This is a genomic window from Mucilaginibacter sp., assembly GCF_039925265.1.
Taxonomy (GTDB): Bacteria; Bacteroidota; Bacteroidia; order Sphingobacteriales; family Sphingobacteriaceae; genus Mucilaginibacter.
The window spans coordinates 1-16,617 of the sequence record NZ_JBDSZG010000016.1 but is presented as its reverse complement, the minus strand read 5'-3'; the positions used below and the strand labels follow the sequence as shown (position 1 = coordinate 16,617).

Here is a 16,617-nt window from a genome sequence, read left to right as displayed (position 1 = left end):
ACTACTTACAATATCTTTTGATTGCATCCTCCGCGTTTGTATTGCCTCCAAGTTTCTGCACGTTGTTCCAGTCCTCGCAGGCACCTTTAAAGTTGCCCAAAAGCATTTTACTCATGCCCCTGCGAAATAAATGATCTTTATCGTCAGGGTCGGTTTCTAATGCCTGGTCATAAAAAAATATAGCAGTCTCGTAATCTTTATTGTTGTATGCGTCATTAGCTTGTTGGCCGGCAAAATGAGCCGGTATAACTTCTTCTGAAGTTGAATATCTTAATTCGACCATCATACGCACAGGAACAGGTTTGTTATTGATATAACCAGGGAGCCAGTTGTTTTTTGCCTGCGTAAATACTTTTAAAAAGCGGGTATCGAATTTTTTGCTTATCCCGTTTATTATTTTCAAGCTATCAGCAACGCCTTCTTTTGATACCGTAAAGCGTGCTGTAAAATGCCCTGATTTTCCATCCATTTTACCGCTAATACCTGCATAGATATATTGTTGGAAACTTGGCCCGATATATTTAGCGTAAATCTTTCTGCTCTCTTTATAAATTGTATCACCATTTCTGATAGCGTATATATCATTAGGCGTTAAAGGCAATCCCTTTTGATAATTATTCTCACTTATCAGTTTATAATTTAAGCAATTGGGGTCCTCAAAGCCGTTAGCACCTTTTTGTAACAACGATAGGGTATCGCCGGCAATATTTATCTTAAAACTATTCATCACATACCCTTGCTGGTTTTTGATAAGCAGAATATTTTTGTCAAGCTCAAAATTATTTTCTGTACCGGTCTCGTAGTATGCTGTTGTAAAAGCAACTTTGTCCGGCTCCATAAATGTGTATTTAAAATAGGCGAATTTAAGTAAATTGTCCTTCGGCAATTCAGAGCCATCTTTAAAACCGACGCTACTCACCACCCAGGTACCGTAAAGGCTTTTAATTGGCAATTGCGCAAAAGTACTTTGGTAGGTCAGGAGCAATAAAGCCAGCTTCAGGTATTTCATTTTGCAAGGTTAAGGCACGTAAAGTAGTAATTTATATATTTTAATTGATCACAAAAGGCTTGTTAAAATTTCCCCCCTTGGGGTTGAAGGTAAGCGTGGATGCCTGAAGAGGCGGTAAATCCGACTTCCGAAATCAAACTATCAATAACTATACGGTGCCATCTTCCCGCAACTGCAAGCGCAATTGGCATCACTCGCGCCCAGTTTCTTTAAAAAAAATTGGTAGAAGCCAATGCGGTCGTTCATGCTGTAATTGTCTTCACCTTTGTTGCATTCCAGTGCGCCGTTTACTATCACTATCGTCATACCGAAGCCCGGGGTGCGGCCTGCAGCCTTATCTTTAGCGTTTGGCTGCCATTTGCCAATCATTACATCATGGGCAGATGGTTTGTGGGTTTCGGGCGTCATCCAAAAATAGATGGCGGTTTTAAAAGCTACCACCGGGTCGGTTTCTACCAATGCCGGATTATCCAGTAAAATATGTTTGTTCCCGAAGATGCAATCCGACGCGTAACCGTAGTTACCGTTATAGCTGATCTGCATTGGCCCGCGACCGTAGTATTTTTGTCCTTTCACAGGTGGGTATTCGTCGCTATCACTGATGTACTGCAGGCTGGTGTTATCTTCGTGGGTAAGCATCAACCCATCGGTGTAACTGCCGTTCATACCGTGGCGGGTCTCGTGCGATATCTGCGCGAAGAACGCCGCCAGTTCGCGCTTGTTGGTGATGGCATCCTTATCGGTACAAAAACCGCCGTAGTTTACCAGGTAAACACTGTCGGGCTTTTCTTTTGCCCAGGGTTCGTTCCAGTCGCCATCCTGGCGCACTATGCTGTCTTTACCCGTGCGCTTATCTGTGCGGATGAATTGGTATACCGATACCGCCCGCCGGGTTACCTGCACCTTTACTTTTGCCATCTCGTCGACAGCCTTAATAAAAGCCTGGTAAGTATAAAATTTATCGCGCTGCGGGAAAAGATCGTTGTATTGCTGCTCACTTAAAAACTTACTGAAGGATGGGGTAGGAGGAGCAGTTGCGATAGCAGTTTGTTTGCCTGCACTATCGCCACAGCTAAAACTTAAAAGTGATATGAGGCATAAACTTAATGCGGTGAGTTTAGCAGCGGGAAGGATGGGTTTCATAATAGGCACGAATTTCACGAATGCAGCGAATTTACACAAATGCTATGCCGCATATCATATCTCTAACGTAAAAATTGAGCGTTTAATTCGTGTAATTTGAACAATTCGTGAGATTAGTGTTGTTTTAATTCGTGAAATTCGCTTTAATTATGAAAATATATACCAAAACAGGTGATAAGGGCTACACCTCACTTATAGGTGGTACCCGGGTGCCCAAGCATCACCTGCGCATAGAAAGTTATGGTACCGTAGATGAACTGAACAGTTACGTAGGCCTCATCCGCGACCAGCCTATTACCGCCCACGATAAGGATGTTTTGAAGGAAATACAGGACAGGCTGTTCACTATCGGCTCCTCGCTGGCGGCCGACCCGGAGAAATCTCGCATGGTGATCCCCGACCTGAAACCCGAAGATATTGAGCTGCTGGAGCAGGAAATGGACAAGATGAACGAAACTTTGCCCGAGTTGCGGCATTTTATTTTGCCGGGCGGTAATAATGTTATATCTTACTGCCATATAGCGCGCTGTGTATGCCGCCGGGCCGAACGCTTAACCGTTCACCTCGCAGAAGAGAGCACGGTAGATGAACAAGTAAATGTATATCTTAACCGCTTAAGTGATTATTTATTTACCCTGGCGCGGAAGGTGGGAAACGATGCCGGGGTGCCCGAAAATAACTGGATACCAAGGGTATAAAAAAATTACAAAAAAATAGTAAAAATCAATTTAAAAATATTATACTTTTGCGAAAACGGAAATTTACCAATTAATATAAAAGCATGTATTGGACACTTGAATTAGCATCACACTTAGAAGATGCGCCCTGGCCGGCAACTAAAGATGAATTAATTGATTACGCTATCCGTTCCGGAGCGCCGGTAGAGGTTATTGAGAACCTGCAGGCACTGGAAGACGATGGAGAGCCTTACGAGAATATAGAGGAGATTTGGCCGGATTATCCTACCAAAGACGACTTCTTTTTTAACGAAGACGAGTATTAACGTTGCCTGATAATATTGAAAGCCTCCGAATTTCGGGGGCTTTTTTTGTTTAGCGCAAGGGGGTAAATCCGTTATTCCCATGTGTTTCGGGCTACACTTCTTTTGGCCCCTGCTATTTACCATACAGTTTTTTGCGCCCTCAAACGTTTTTGGAATGATTTTGGTATAAGTGTGTGTACATACATACTAAACATCTACAAAACACAACACTATGAGAGGCTTATTGTACATCATCGCCGTCATCCTGATAATAGGATGGGTATTCGGATTTTTCTACGCCGGTTCCGGCAACATCATCCACATTTTATTGGTAATCGCTATTATCGCGTTACTTTTGGGAGTGATAAGAAGGGCTTGAGCAATGTTGCAGCCCGCGTATTGCCCGCTGTAATATTTTAGCATACAAAGAACGCTGCAACGCAGCGTTCTTTTTTTTATTATAATTTTTTTGGAATGATTTTGGCATTGACACTATACAATCAACTTAAATATTAACATATAAATACACAACAACATGAGAGGCTTATTGTACATAATCGCAGTTATCCTGGTTATCGGATGGATATTCGGGTTTTTCTTTAATCATGCGGGTAACATCATCCACGTATTATTGGTAATAGCTATTATAGCTTTAATTCTGGGTGTGATAAGAAGGGCTTGAGCAATGCTGTGCCGGGGCGAATTCCCCGGCACAGCATTTTTATGTGCAAAACAACCCCAAAGCGTCCTTTATCTTTCAATTTTGGAATGATTTTGGTTTTAGCATTTATATACGTTTAACTAAACTTTAACAAAAAACTTACAACATGAGAAGCTTATTGTACATCATTGCCGTTATCCTGGTTGTTATTTGGGTATTCGGCGCATTCGTAAGCCCCTTTGGCGGCAACATCATCCACGTTTTACTGGTAATCGCCATTATCGCTTTATTATTAGGCGTGATCAGGAGAGCTTAACCCACGATATTTTATCGAACATCAGCCACCGCTTAAACGGTGGCTTTTTTGTTTATAAGGGCCTCGGCAATAGTAATATCCTCGGGGAATGTGATCTTAATATTGGTGTAATTACCTTCAATAAGCTGTATTTGAACCCCGGATTGCTCTGCTACCGAAGCATCATCGGTGAATTTTGGGTCGTAAGGTTGCTCATAAGCTTGCTTTAGCAATGCCGACTGAAAGGTTTGCGGGGTTTGCACCAGGTAAATTCCATCGCGGTTTAAGCTTTGTGATACCTTGCCGGTTAACTGCCTTACCGAATCGCGGCTTTTAACGGCAACCACGGCGCTTCCATGCTTTTCGGCGCATAGGTAGGCCTCGTCTATTACTGCCGGGCTTATCAGTGGCCTTACGGCATCGTGTACAGCAATTAGCACATCTTTATCGGTAATCTGGTCAATGGCATTCTTAACGGAATGGAAGCGTGTGTCGCCGCCCGAAATTAATGTGTGTTTTATAGCGAAGTTATGCACAGCGCACAGTTCTTTCCACACCTCATGATAATGAGCATGCAGCACCAAAATAAGCTGTGGCGATGAAGTGCTATTTTCAAATGCTTCCAGTGTATGCATCAGCACCGGTTTGCCATGTAATTCCAAAAATTGTTTAGGCAAAACCGATTGCATACGGGTACCCGAACCACCTGCTACGATAACAGCGTAGGTCTTCTTAGATATGAGATGTGAGAGTTGAGATGTGAGATTGGAATCCATTGTTTGTATTCAAAAAATCCCGTCATGCCGAACTTGTTTCGGCAACTCACCTGCGAGTAGCCTGTATGGCGCTTGCTTGTCCTGTGGGGTCCCGAAACAAGTTCGGGATGACGGGTTGTTAACGCCAAAGCTATAAAACAAAAATGAGATATGGACTTCCGTCTCATATCTCAAATCTTATATCTCACATCTGAAATTAGATGATCAGCATCGCGTCGCCGTAGCTGTAGAAGCGGTATTTCTCTTTCACGGCTACTTCGTAGGCGTTCATTACGTGTTCGTAACCACCAAATGCGCTTACCATCATCAATAGGGTAGATTCTGGTGTGTGGAAGTTGGTGATCATGCTGTTAGCAATGCTAAAATCGTACGGCGGGAAGATGAACTTGCTGGTCCAGTCGTTAGCCGCCTTTAGGGATTTACCTGCAGATACAGCCGATTCAACCGCACGCATAGAGGTTGTACCTACTGCGCAAATGCGGCTCTTACGTTCGATGCCTTTGTTTACAATATCAGCCTGTTTTGCTTCGATGATAAACTGTTCCGAATCCATCTTGTGTTTGGTCAGATCCTCCACCTCAACCGGGCGGAAAGTGCCTAAACCTACGTGCAGGGTAACCTCGGCAAATTCAACACCTTTTAGTTCCAGGCGTTTCATCAGTTCGCGGCTAAAGTGGAGGCCTGCGGTTGGGGCTGCAACAGCGCCTTCGTGCTTGGCAAATATGGTTTGGTAACGCTCTTTATCGTCGGCAGTGGCTTTGCGTTTAATGTATTTTGGCAGCGGTGTTTCGCCAAGGATCTCCACATTACGGCGGAATTCTTCGTCGGTGCCGTCAAACAAAAAGCGGATGGTACGGCCACGCGAGGTGGTATTATCCACAACCTCAGCAATTAACAGATCGTCATCACCAAAATATAGTTTGTTGCCAACACGTATCTTACGGGCCGGGTCAACCAAAACGTCCCAAAGGCGCAGTTCTTTATTAAGTTCGCGCAGCAAAAAAACCTCGATGGTAGCACCGGTTTTTTCTTTATTGCCGTACATGCGCGCGGGAAATACTTTTGTGTTGTTCAGGATCATTACATCCTTGTCGTCAAAATAATCCAGTACATCCTTAAATATCTTATGCTCAATCTTGCCCGAATCGCGGTGTAAAACCATTAAACGCGATTCGTCACGTATATCTGATGGTGAATGGGCGATCAATGACTCGGGTAAGTTGAATTTAAACTGGGATAATTTCATGCTTTATATATGAATTTTCAGGGCGCAAATGTACGGATTTTTTGTTAGATTAACCGATTTTTTTTGCATTTCGTTTTGATTGCAGAAAAAATACTTTTATTAAAATTGCTGTAACTTAAAGCCTTAATGGCGGTCTAACCAATTGTTACCCCGGTTTTGTTAAATAACAGGGCGGCCCTAAAAAGCCTCTACAGAAAGATACTGATATGATCATATTAAAACTTATCCGCGAAAGTTTCCTGTTTGCGTACGATGCGCTTAGGCAAAATAAGCTGCGTACAATGCTATCGTTATTGGGGGTAACCATTGGTATATTTACCATTATAGCGGTGTATTCGGCGGTTGATACTTTGCGTAATAACCTGCAGGCAAGCGTAAACAAGCTGGGTAATAACAGTATTTACATAGAGAAATGGCCGTGGGTAGGCGAAGAAAACTTCCCCTGGTGGAAATATATGCAGCGCCCGGTGGCCAAACTGCGCGATTACGAGCAGGTGCGCCGCCGCAGCCAAACCGCAAAAGCCATATCTTACGATATAAGTATTGATAACCGCACTGTAAAATATGGCAGCAACACGGTTGATGGTGCCCAGATAGGTGCAGTATCATTTGAGCACGATAAGGTGATTAACTTTGATTTTAAGGACGGACGGTATTTTACCGAGATTGAAGCGCGTACCGGTGCCCCGATTACCCTGATAGGTTATGATATTGCCGAAAACCTTTTTCCGGCAGGCGATGCCGTGGGCAAGCAAATAAAAATTATGGGCCGCAAGGTTACCGTTATAGGCGTGTTTACCAAGCAAGGCGACGATATGCTGGGCATATCAACCGATAAGCAAGTGTTGGTGCCGCTTAATTTTGCCAAGAACGTTATTGATGTAGAGAACGAAAAATACCAGCCTTCCATTGTTGTACGTGGATTAGATAACCTGTCGGAAGACGAAGTAGAAAGTGAGATCCGTGGTATCATGCGGTCTGTAAGAAGTATCCGCCCCGGCGCCGACGATAATTTTGCCCTAAACAAATCGAGCGTTATCACCAATCAATTGGATAGCTTATTTGGGATAGTGAATAAGGGCGGCTTTATTATCGGTTTATTCTCCCTGTTGGTAGGTGGGTTTGGCGTCGCCAACATTATGTTTGTATCGGTAAGAGAACGTACCAACATAATAGGTATCCAAAAATCGCTGGGCGCAAAGAATTACTTTATTTTACTGCAGTTTCTGATCGAATCTATGATCCTCTGCCTCATAGGCGGCCTTATTGGTATCGGATTGGTTTATTTGGGCACCTTTGGCGTAAAGGCAGCAACAGATCTTCAAATCATTTTGGATATAGATAACATCATAACCGGTGTAAGCTATTCCCTAACCATTGGTATTATAGCAGGTATCATTCCGGCTTATGGCGCATCGCGCATGGACCCGGTAGAGGCTATCCGCACCAACTAATTATAATTACACTAAACCGGTAGGCGCAATGGCTGTAGGTTTGCAATGCTTCGAGACCTTCCCGAACAGATCCTCGGGCACAAATGGTTTGGTGAGGTAATCGCACATGCCGTGTTCAAAAGCCCTGGCGTGCGTTTCGGGCATGGCATCTGCCGTAAAAGCTATAATGGGCAGGCTGGGGTTTGCTTGCTTGATAATAGCCGAAGCTTCGAAGCCATCCATTACCGGCATCTGCAGGTCCATAATGATGAGGTCGTAGGCCTTATTGGCTGCCATATCCACCGCTATTTGCCCGTTTAGGGCTTCGTCTACATTGGCCTGCCATTTCTTAAGGAATTTGGAGGCTATCATGATATTCATTTTGTTATCATCAACCACCAGGATATTCATACCATACAGGTTTGGCGGCAGCGCTGTATGGGGCGTTGTTTCTGGCTGTGGCAAGTGCTGCGCGGCAAGGTTAAACAATACCGAGAAACTGAACTGTGTGCCCTTGTCTAATTCGCTGGTTACATGTATGCTGCTGTTATAAAGCTGCACAAGCCGTTTAGTGATAGCAAGGCCGAGCCCGGTACCACCATAGTCGTTATTGATCACCTGCTCTTCCTGAATGAAGGGATCGAAGATAATGCCAAAGTTCTCAGTGGCTATGCCTATACCGGTATCGGTAATTTTAAATTTGATCAGTATTTCTTTATCGCTTAGCTGTTCGTTCTCCAGTTCAAGGGTCACTTTGCCCTGTTTGGTGAATTTAACGGCGTTGTTTACCAGGTTTATCAGGATCTGTGCTAACCGGGTTTGATCGCCCATGATGTACTCGGGGATGCTACTGTCGGCAATTAATGCTATTTCCAGGTTTTTTTCTACTGCTTTAGCATAAAACGACTGCCTGATGTTTTGCGCCAGGTGGTGGATATTAAATACCGACTGATTTAGCACCAGCTTCCCGGCCTCTATTTTATTATAATCGAGGATATCATTAATAATGGCCAGCAGGTTTTCGCCGCTAAATTTAAGGGTGTTTAGGTACTCTAATTGCTCGGGGCGCGGGTCCTCTGATAGCAGCAGGTTGGTGGTCCCTATCACCGCATTCATTGGCGTACGAATTTCGTGGCTCATGATAGAGAGGAACTCCGATTTAAAGTGTGATGAGCGTTCCGCCTGTTCTTTAGCGATAATGAGCTCCTGCCTTGCAATTTGCTGTAGGGTAATATCTTCGCCTATGCTGGTGGTACCCTTTAAATTTCCCTCTTCATCGTAGCTGATGGTATTTTGCCAGCTGATGGTGCGAATATCGCCGTTGCGGCAAATAACAGGGGTTACAAAATGTGCTTTAACTGTATTGGTGTTAAACCAGCCGGTCATGGTGTCTTGCAGTTCGTTCGGCACAAAACTTTTCATCCAGTTCATACCCAGTACCTCATCCTGGTGATAGCCCAGTAGTTGGGCCAAATACTTATTGCAGAAGATCACCGTGCCGTTGGCATCCAAGGAAATAGCCGCCAGTTTAATGGTTTCCAGTACCTGCCTGAATTTGTTTTCGGTGCTTTTGTGCTCAATTTCGGCTTGCTTACGCTGCGTGATATCCTGCAGCGTACCCACAATTTTGCGTACGGTGCCGTCTTCGCGCAACATGAGCTTGCCGGTAATTACGCTGATGTGTTTTATGTTGCCTTTTGGTGTGATGATGCGGTATTCTACTGCCACATCCGAGGAGGCTTTAAACAAGTCCCTTATCACATAAACATCATCCGGGTGAATGTATTTTATTAAAGCCCTCCCCGCCAGTGACAATGATGCTTCGCTATGGTTCAGCTCATAAATAGCGTTTACTTCTTCGCTCCAGGCAAGGTTTTTTGTAGTATTGTCAAATTTCCAGTTACCAATTTTGGCTATCTTTTGGGCTTCCAGTAGTTCTGTCTGGCTTATTTTTACCGCTTTTTCGGCCAGCCGGGCATCGGTAATATCCTGTATAATACCAACTATGCGCTGTAGTTTACCATCGGCAGCATATTGCAGCGTTCCCCGTAATATTTTAATGTACTTTAAATTACCCTTTGGGGTAATCAATTTATGCTCGTGGCTGGTTTCTGTTATGGTGGTAATATTTGTGAAATACTCCGTGGTACGCTCCAGGTCGTCGGGGTGGACCAGGCTCATATAGTATCTGAACTTGTCAACGTCATCGGGTATAGTATCTACCTCTAAAACGGTGAATAAATTATCAGACCAATAGTCTTCCCTGGTGACGGCATCAAACCACCAGTTGCCTGTTTTGGCTATACTTTGCGCTTGTTGTAGCAGGCTTTCGCTTTCTTTTAAGGCGTCGGCACGCTTTTTTTGTTCGGTAATATCAGTAACCGCCACGGATATGCGACGCATGTAATTGCCATTAACGTCAAATACTGCCGAGATCTTAGACATGAACCACTTTGGCTTGCCATAAAGCGACGGGAACTCTATAGTGGCGGTCTCTTTACTTTTAATAACCTCCTGGTAAATATTTTCAAAGTAAATACCCTGTTCCGGCCCCATTGCCTCCAAAAGGCTTTTATTTAAAAAGTGATCTTTAGCCAAATAGGATGGGCTGTGCGGCCCAAACCAAACATTAAGGCATACCATATTCTCATCCAGCTCAAAAATAGTATCGTTTACCGAACTGATAAGCGCGTGCAGTTGTGCCTGGCTGGCACGCAGCTTATGGTCGTTCTCTACCAGCGATTCGTTCAGCTGTAATACCTCGCCCAGCGCTTTCTTAAACTGCGCCTGGTAGCTTATCATCACAAAAAACGATACATAGGCGATGAGCGTAAAAACAACCAGCAAAATAACAAGCACACCGCCCGATATAAACAGTTTTGGCGAATAGTAATAGGCCCCAAGGATGGCAATAAGATTGAGCACGCTAACGGTAACAAATTCCCAGCGCCGGTTGCAAAAAAACGTTAACGAAATGAATATGGTGATAGAACTGAAAAGGTACACATGCTCAAAACCGTTTGCGCCAAGCAAAATGCCATTATTAATAATTAGATAAGCTAATATGGTGGTATAAACCAGCCAGCTGTAGGCCGTTTTGTACGGAGTGAATGACAATGTGAGCGCTGCGGCACTCAGTAATGAATTGATGGCGCGCAACCAAATGGGGTCGTAAGAGTTGTAGAAACACAGGTAATGCAGCGAAGGACCTGCGATAAGCAGCCCTAATAAAAGTAGCCTGTGAATGGTATTGTCATTTTCAATTAACTGGAGGGTTCGTTCTCTAAACGACATCTATTAAGTTGTTTTTAATTTGCACGAAACAATATACGGTAAAAAGCTGCCAACTTACGTTAAGAATTTTACAAACGGTAAATTTAACTTGAAGCTGTTTAATACGCATATTTATTTACATTTGTTGCAAATACTATATTTTCTATGTCTGATACTGCACAACTAAAAATTGGTGATAAAACGTACGATCTGCCGGTGATTGAGGGTACTGAAGGTGAAAAAGCTATCGATATATCTAAGCTGCGCGACCTTACCGGTTATGTAACCCTTGATGTGGGTTATAAAAATACCGGCGCTACAAAAAGCGCTATCACATTTTTAGATGGCGAGGTAGGAATCTTGAAATACCGTGGCTATCCGATAGAGCAGCTTGCAGAAAACTCAACTTTTACCGAAGTTTCTTATTTGCTGATATATGGAGAACTGCCTACTACAGAACAACTGAAAAGTTTTGAGCTGGAGATAAGCCGCCATACCCTGGTGCACGAGGATATGAAGAAGTTTTTTGATGGCTTCCCTTCAGGTTCGCATCCAATGGGGCAGTTGTCATCGTTAATTGGCGCTTTGGCGGCATTTAACCCGGCATCGCTTAAACAAGGCTTAACTGCTGAGGAAGTGAACCTGGAGATCATTAAGCTGATCGCTAAAATGAGCACCATCGTATCCTGGATCTACAAAAAATCATTGGGTCACCCGATGATGTATCCGCAGAATAAGTTGGATTACGTAACCAATTTTATGCACATGACGTTTGGGCAGCGTACAGAAGATGTGGAGATAGACCCGGTTGTAGTAAGCGCCATGAACAAGCTGCTGATACTACACGCCGACCACGAACAAAACTGCTCTACGTCGACCGTGCGTATTGTAGGGTCGTCTGATGCTAACTTATACGCATCTATATCCGCAGGGATCTCTGCGCTTTGGGGCCCTCTGCATGGCGGTGCAAACCAGGCCGTGATAGAAATGCTGAATAAAATTAAGGAAGATGGCGGCGATACCGATAAATGGATCAAAAAAGCAAAAGACAAGAATGACCCGTTCCGATTGATGGGTTTTGGCCACCGCGTTTACAAAAACTTCGACCCAAGGGCCAAGATCATCAAAAAAGCCTGCGACGATATTTTAGAGAAGCTGCACATACAGGACGAAACGCTGGAAATAGCCAAAAAGCTGGAAGAAGTTGCCCTGAGCGACCCATACTTTGTAGAACGCAAGCTTTATCCTAACGTAGATTTTTACTCCGGTATTATTTACACCGCTTTAGGTTTCCCTACCGATATGTTTACCGTATTGTTTGCCCTTGGCCGTTTGCCGGGATGGATTGCCCAGTGGAAAGAAATGAAGGCCAATAAAGAGCCTATCGGCCGCCCTCGCCAGATCTACGTTGGCGCTACCGACAGGGAGTATACCGATATTAAAACGAGATAATAATCACCCTATAATTTATTGAAAAGCCCGCTATTTGCCGGGCTTTTTTTATAACCTTAAAGCGATGCCTGAAATTAACTGGTTAAAAGCATTTCAAATTACGTTTTTAGTAAGTTTAGGGGTAGCAATATTATGCGTGATCATTTATATTGTAAGGTTATTTATTGCTTTCGGAGATTTTGATGAGAAATACACTACAAACCAATTGGTAGAAGAATTTAATAAAAAGAAAACCGAGATATATGAGTTAAAGTTGTACTACAACGCTATTGTTCCTAACGGTAAGCTTGTTGAGATTGAATTGGATGGCGGTGAAATTGCTCGATTCAAAATAATTTCTATTGGGGCAGGTAGAAAGACAGAGTCTTCGCTTGATTTTGAGGATTGGAATATCCCGGTTAAATCTAAAAGGGCCGATTCATTGCTGGCTGTTTTAGGTTGGACTAAGTATACCTTAGATTCCCTTAAACAACACCTGGAGGATGCCAATTGTATCTCCATAGTTAACAGTAAGCCTGCAAAGATTGGTTTTAAGAGAAGTGGGATGGGTATATATTTCTTTAATGTTTTTGACGCACCAATTGCAGACAGCTTAAAAGCCAGGTACAACGATAGCTGCACTTATATTTTAGCAACTCCAAATCTTGTATTGGAATATGCCGGTGGGGCTATTGGCTCACAGTGCTTTCCTAAAAAAAAATCACAACGTTGATCCGATGACCACACGCGAAATACTAAAACAATATTGGGGGCACGATAACTTCCGGCCGATGCAGGAAGAGATCATCGCGTCGGTATTGCAGGGGCACGATACGCTGGCCCTGCTGCCAACAGGTGGCGGTAAATCAGTATGTTTTCAGATCCCGGCATTGGCTAAGGACGGTATTTGTATTGTAGTTTCGCCGCTTATCGCGCTAATGAAGGACCAGGTGGAGAACCTGAAAGCCAAAGGTATTGATGCCGTCTCCATCGTATCGGGTATGAGCCGCCGAGAGGTGGATATTGCTTTGGATAATTGTATTTACGGCTATACCAAATTCCTGTACCTCTCGCCGGAGCGCTTACTATCCGACCTGGTGCGCGAACGCATCAAATACATGAAGGTAAACTTGTTTGCGGTAGACGAGGCGCACTGTATCTCGCAATGGGGCTATGATTTCCGCCCGCCTTACCTCCACATCGCCGACTTGCGCGAGTTACACCCCAATGTGCCCGTGCTCGCCCTTACCGCTACAGCCACAGCAGATGTGCGGGAAGATATCCAGGATAAACTACTTTTTAAACCCGGTAGCATTGTTTATCAACAAAGCTTCGCCCGCAAAAACATCAGCTATGTAGTGCGCGATACCGAAAATAAAAGCCGTAACCTGCTGGATATTGCCAATAACATAAAAGGCAGCGGTATTGTGTATGTGCGCAGCCGCAAGGGTACTGCCGAGGTGGCCAAATTTTTTAATGATAACGGGATAAAAGCCGATTATTACCACGCTGGCTTAAGCGCCGATGAACGCGCTGAAAAGCAGGAGGCCTGGAAAAATAATCGTAACCGCATTATTGTGGCTACCAACGCCTTCGGGATGGGAATAGATAAGGCGGATGTGCGCTTTGTGGTGCACCTGGAAATGCCGGACAGCCTGGAGGCCTATTACCAGGAGGCCGGGAGGGCAGGCCGCGATGAGCAAAAAGCTTATGGCATATTATTATACAACCTCGCCGACCGGTTGCGGAAGGAACAGATGTTTTTGCAGAATTTTCCTTCGATAGCGGAGATAAAACAGATCTATCACTATTTGGGCAATTATTGCCAGGTAGCTTATGATACTGGCGAAGGTGCCAATTTTGACCTTGACCTGGGCGATTTTTGTAGCCGTTACAAATTGGATAGTATTAAAACTATTAATGCCCTAAAGTTTTTAGAGCAGAACGAATATATCGCCTTCAGCGAGAGTGTGTTTTTGCCATCGCGGTTTAGGTTTGAGGTTTTAAATGAGGAACTGTATAACTTCCAGATCCAAAACCCTGGTTGGGACCCTTTCGTTAAAACATTACTGCGCTCCTACGGCGGCGCGTTTGAAAACTATGTGCGTTTAAAGGAGTTCGACCTGGCGCGGCGCACCAATATGAGCGTGCAGCAGGTGGCCGAAGGCTTAACCAAATTACAAAGTTTTGGGGTGCTGAGCTACCTTCCGCAAACCGATAAGCCCCAGATAACCTGGATAAAGGCAAGGCAGCAAGCGAATAACGTTTATATCAATAAGGCTGATATAGAGACCCGGAAAGCCACCTATCGCCGTAAAATGGAAGCCGTTTTTGCCTATGCCGAGCATAAACGCTGCCGCAGCCAAATGCTGCTGGCATATTTCGACGAGCCAAACGCCACCAAATGCGGGGTATGCGATGTGTGCCTTGCCGAAAAACGGCAAAAGAACGCTGCCGAAATTTTTGAGAACATCACTAACGAGATAGTGCAGCTGCTTAGCATCGATAATTATAATATCGGCGAGTTGGTAACCACCCTTAAAATCGGTGCCGAAAAGGAAAAGATAGAAACCATCCGTATGCTGCTGGATGCTGGCAAAATAAAAACGGATGGGGAGAAGTATTACTTGTAGCGATATGTATCCAAATATTACTATTTTTGGTAACTAACCGAAGACCTATGTTCAGTCACAAATCTCTGTTATCCTTTATAATTTGCTGTTTAGTGCTTGTTGCTTGCAAGAAAGGCGGCTCTGGGGACAGTTCTAACACACCTTTAACCATAGCCGGATTAAGTTCTCTTTCCGGCCGTTTTAATGCATCAATAATTATAAGAGGTACTGGTTTCAGCAAAACGGCGTCCGAAGATCAGGTATCGTTTAATGGCAAACCTGCAATTGTTTCGGCAGCAAGTACTACCGAAATAACGGCTGTCGTTCCAAAAGGTGCCGGAACAGGGGTGGTTTCGATAATGGTAAACGGCAAATCGGCAGCCGGCCCCATATTTAATTACCTATATACCGCTACAGTATCTACGTTTGCGGGCAACGGAACATTCGCGTTGGTGAACGGCACAGGAACTGCGGCGTCATTTTCTTCTCCGTCCTATATCACTGCCGATAAAAATGGAAATGTTTATGTTGCTGATGGGGTAGATAATGTAATTCGTAAAATTACATCTGCTGGGGTGGTTACAACCCTGGCGGGAAGTGGCAAAGCCGGTTCTGCAAATGGTACCGGAGAGGCGGCCTCGTTTAATTCCATTTATGGAATAGTTGCTGACGGGGACGGAAATGTCTTTGCTATTGATCATGGCAGCGCGCAGATCAGAAAAGTTACACCTGCGGGTGTTGTGACTACTTTAGCGGGAAGTGGTTTTGTTGGCCCCGCTCATGATGGGACGGGCAGTGCCGCCACTTTCGATGTACCCAATGGCATAACCATTGACGCTTCGGGAAACTTATATGTATTAGATGGCGGAATAAGGAAAATTACGCCAGGAGGGGTAGTTACAACTTTTCCATTTGCCGTCGATGGTTTTGCATATGGTTTAACAATAGATAAAGAAGGTAATTTTTACACCTGCAACGGCCAAAATTATACCATCGATAAAATTACCGCATCAGGAGTAAAAACCCGTTTGGCTGGTACCGGGATACGGGGCGTGGATGATGGACAAGGAACTTTAGCAAGTTTTGGTTTCACTACCTCACTGGCATTCGATAGAGCCGGAAACTTGCTTGTAGTAGATAATTATAATGGTCTGATACGAAGCATTAACCCTTCAGGGGTTGTTACAACCCTTGCCGGTAAACTAACCGGCAGCTTTCCTACAGTTGATGGATCGGTAGATATTGCCACATTTTATTCGCTGCATGGAATTACTGTAGACCCATCAGGAATTGTGTACGTTAGTGAGCCTAATAACGGCCGGATCAGGAAGATCTCTCTGGAGTAGCGCATTTATTTTGTTCGCAGCGGACAATGCATGTAGCTTAGCTATACACGGCTCGTTCTTATGTGCCTTGGCCTGGAAATCCCGAAACCTGCTCTTTCTGTAGCTGCCGGCCATTGCCGGTACATTTTGATTATAAATATGCCACTAAGGTTGTTCCCCCAATCCGGATCTTATTTGCATATCTGCCTTTATCCCTTTTCGCCGACCTATTTCAACCGTTCACCGATGTAATCCCGCCGTACGTCTATTTGGCCATATTTTGCTGTAACGTTTCCTCACCGGGGCGTCATATGGGTGTATTTAATAAAACGAAAAACACAAATAGCACTCACAATCAAAATATTAGGAATCATGAAAACAACATTTTTAACCATAGCAACCATCTTCACTTTAGCCATAGGTACTGTAAC

15 protein-coding genes are annotated in these 16,617 nt (G+C 44.2%); 10 read left to right on the top strand and 5 right to left on the bottom strand.

Annotation, left to right across the window (positions count from 1 at the left end):
* Position 1: 1 nt before the first annotated feature.
* Positions 2 to 1,009 (bottom strand): hypothetical protein, encoded by a 1,008-nt coding sequence (locus tag ABIX36_RS07960; RefSeq protein ID WP_348081634.1) that lies wholly within the window; start codon positions 1,007 to 1,009, stop codon positions 2 to 4.
* A 141-nt stretch (positions 1,010 to 1,150) separates the two neighbouring features.
* Positions 1,151 to 2,152: a chitinase gene (locus tag ABIX36_RS07955; protein WP_348081633.1), complete on the bottom strand. Its 1,002-nt coding sequence runs from the start codon at positions 2,150 to 2,152 to the stop codon at positions 1,151 to 1,153.
* A gap of 149 nt (positions 2,153 to 2,301) precedes the next feature.
* Between ABIX36_RS07955 and ABIX36_RS07950 the strand changes: the two genes are divergently transcribed.
* The 5 genes from ABIX36_RS07950 (at position 2,302) to ABIX36_RS07930 (ending at position 4,111) form a co-directional block, all read left to right on the top strand.
* Positions 2,302 to 2,850 carry a cob(I)yrinic acid a,c-diamide adenosyltransferase gene (locus ABIX36_RS07950; protein WP_348081632.1) on the top strand — a complete coding sequence of 183 codons (549 nt, stop codon included), beginning with the start codon at positions 2,302 to 2,304 and terminating at the stop codon, positions 2,848 to 2,850.
* Between the two features lie 83 nt (positions 2,851 to 2,933).
* Entirely contained in the window at positions 2,934 to 3,155 is a 222-nt protein-coding gene (locus ABIX36_RS07945) for a DUF2795 domain-containing protein (protein ID WP_002996718.1), read from the top strand.
* A gap of 211 nt (positions 3,156 to 3,366) precedes the next feature.
* A complete protein-coding gene (locus tag ABIX36_RS07940) occupies positions 3,367 to 3,513 on the top strand; it encodes a lmo0937 family membrane protein (RefSeq protein ID WP_348081631.1) in 147 nt (48 codons plus the stop codon).
* Positions 3,514 to 3,669: 156 nt separating this feature from the next.
* Positions 3,670 to 3,816, top strand: a complete 147-nt coding sequence (locus ABIX36_RS07935) for a lmo0937 family membrane protein (RefSeq protein ID WP_348081630.1) — start codon at positions 3,670 to 3,672, stop codon at positions 3,814 to 3,816.
* A gap of 145 nt (positions 3,817 to 3,961) precedes the next feature.
* Positions 3,962 to 4,111 carry a lmo0937 family membrane protein gene (locus ABIX36_RS07930; protein ID WP_348081629.1) on the top strand — a complete coding sequence of 50 codons (150 nt, stop codon included), beginning with the start codon at positions 3,962 to 3,964 and terminating at the stop codon, positions 4,109 to 4,111.
* Between the two features lie 32 nt (positions 4,112 to 4,143).
* On the opposite strand, the gene ABIX36_RS07925 is transcribed toward ABIX36_RS07930, so the two are convergent.
* Positions 4,144 to 4,866, bottom strand: coding sequence for a 2-C-methyl-D-erythritol 4-phosphate cytidylyltransferase (locus tag ABIX36_RS07925; protein WP_348081628.1), 723 nt, complete (start codon positions 4,864 to 4,866; stop codon positions 4,144 to 4,146).
* A 196-nt stretch (positions 4,867 to 5,062) separates the two neighbouring features.
* On the bottom strand, positions 5,063 to 6,112 hold the full coding sequence (gene queA, locus ABIX36_RS07920; RefSeq protein ID WP_348081627.1) for a tRNA preQ1(34) S-adenosylmethionine ribosyltransferase-isomerase QueA: 1,050 nt from the start codon (positions 6,110 to 6,112) through the stop codon (positions 5,063 to 5,065).
* A gap of 206 nt (positions 6,113 to 6,318) precedes the next feature.
* Between queA and ABIX36_RS07915 the strand changes: the two genes are divergently transcribed.
* On the top strand, positions 6,319 to 7,566 hold the full coding sequence (locus ABIX36_RS07915) for an ABC transporter permease (RefSeq protein WP_348081626.1): 1,248 nt from the start codon (positions 6,319 to 6,321) through the stop codon (positions 7,564 to 7,566).
* Between the two features lie 6 nt (positions 7,567 to 7,572).
* Here the strand turns inward: ABIX36_RS07915 and ABIX36_RS07910 are convergent, their stop codons facing one another.
* Positions 7,573 to 10,839: a PAS domain S-box protein gene (locus tag ABIX36_RS07910; RefSeq protein WP_348081625.1), complete on the bottom strand. Its 3,267-nt coding sequence runs from the start codon at positions 10,837 to 10,839 to the stop codon at positions 7,573 to 7,575.
* A gap of 144 nt (positions 10,840 to 10,983) precedes the next feature.
* Here ABIX36_RS07910 and ABIX36_RS07905 point away from each other — a divergent pair, with 144 nt between their 5' ends.
* The 4 genes from ABIX36_RS07905 (at position 10,984) to ABIX36_RS07890 (ending at position 16,207) form a co-directional block, all read left to right on the top strand.
* On the top strand, positions 10,984 to 12,270 hold the full coding sequence (locus tag ABIX36_RS07905) for a citrate synthase (RefSeq protein WP_348081624.1): 1,287 nt from the start codon (positions 10,984 to 10,986) through the stop codon (positions 12,268 to 12,270).
* A gap of 64 nt (positions 12,271 to 12,334) precedes the next feature.
* Entirely contained in the window at positions 12,335 to 12,982 is a 648-nt protein-coding gene (locus ABIX36_RS07900) for a hypothetical protein (protein ID WP_348081623.1), read from the top strand.
* A 4-nt stretch (positions 12,983 to 12,986) separates the two neighbouring features.
* Positions 12,987 to 14,882, top strand: a complete 1,896-nt coding sequence (locus ABIX36_RS07895) for an ATP-dependent DNA helicase RecQ (protein WP_348081622.1) — start codon at positions 12,987 to 12,989, stop codon at positions 14,880 to 14,882.
* Between the two features lie 92 nt (positions 14,883 to 14,974).
* A complete protein-coding gene (locus tag ABIX36_RS07890) occupies positions 14,975 to 16,207 on the top strand; it encodes an IPT/TIG domain-containing protein (protein ID WP_348081621.1) in 1,233 nt (410 codons plus the stop codon).
* The last annotated feature ends 410 nt before the right edge of the window (positions 16,208 to 16,617 follow it).

Bases quoted from the DNA above. Each gene is read 5' to 3' on its own strand.
- ABIX36_RS07960 (WP_348081634.1), bottom strand. From the start codon at position 1,009: ATGAAATACCTGAAGCTGGCTTTATTGCTCCTGACCTACCAAAGTACT.
- ABIX36_RS07930 (WP_348081629.1), top strand. From the start codon at position 3,962: ATGAGAAGCTTATTGTACATCATTGCCGTTATCCTGGTTGTTATTTGG.
- ABIX36_RS07940 (WP_348081631.1), top strand. From the start codon at position 3,367: ATGAGAGGCTTATTGTACATCATCGCCGTCATCCTGATAATAGGATGG.
- ABIX36_RS07900 (WP_348081623.1), top strand. From the start codon at position 12,335: ATGCCTGAAATTAACTGGTTAAAAGCATTTCAAATTACGTTTTTAGTA.
- ABIX36_RS07905 (WP_348081624.1), top strand. From the start codon at position 10,984: ATGTCTGATACTGCACAACTAAAAATTGGTGATAAAACGTACGATCTG.
- ABIX36_RS07915 (WP_348081626.1), top strand. From the start codon at position 6,319: ATGATCATATTAAAACTTATCCGCGAAAGTTTCCTGTTTGCGTACGAT.
- ABIX36_RS07895 (WP_348081622.1), top strand. From the start codon at position 12,987: ATGACCACACGCGAAATACTAAAACAATATTGGGGGCACGATAACTTC.
- ABIX36_RS07935 (WP_348081630.1), top strand. From the start codon at position 3,670: ATGAGAGGCTTATTGTACATAATCGCAGTTATCCTGGTTATCGGATGG.
- ABIX36_RS07950 (WP_348081632.1), top strand. From the start codon at position 2,302: ATGAAAATATATACCAAAACAGGTGATAAGGGCTACACCTCACTTATA.
- ABIX36_RS07925 (WP_348081628.1), bottom strand. From the start codon at position 4,866: ATGGATTCCAATCTCACATCTCAACTCTCACATCTCATATCTAAGAAG.
- ABIX36_RS07955 (WP_348081633.1), bottom strand. From the start codon at position 2,152: ATGAAACCCATCCTTCCCGCTGCTAAACTCACCGCATTAAGTTTATGC.
- ABIX36_RS07910 (WP_348081625.1), bottom strand. From the start codon at position 10,839: ATGTCGTTTAGAGAACGAACCCTCCAGTTAATTGAAAATGACAATACC.
- ABIX36_RS07945 (WP_002996718.1), top strand. From the start codon at position 2,934: ATGTATTGGACACTTGAATTAGCATCACACTTAGAAGATGCGCCCTGG.
- queA (WP_348081627.1), bottom strand. From the start codon at position 6,112: ATGAAATTATCCCAGTTTAAATTCAACTTACCCGAGTCATTGATCGCC.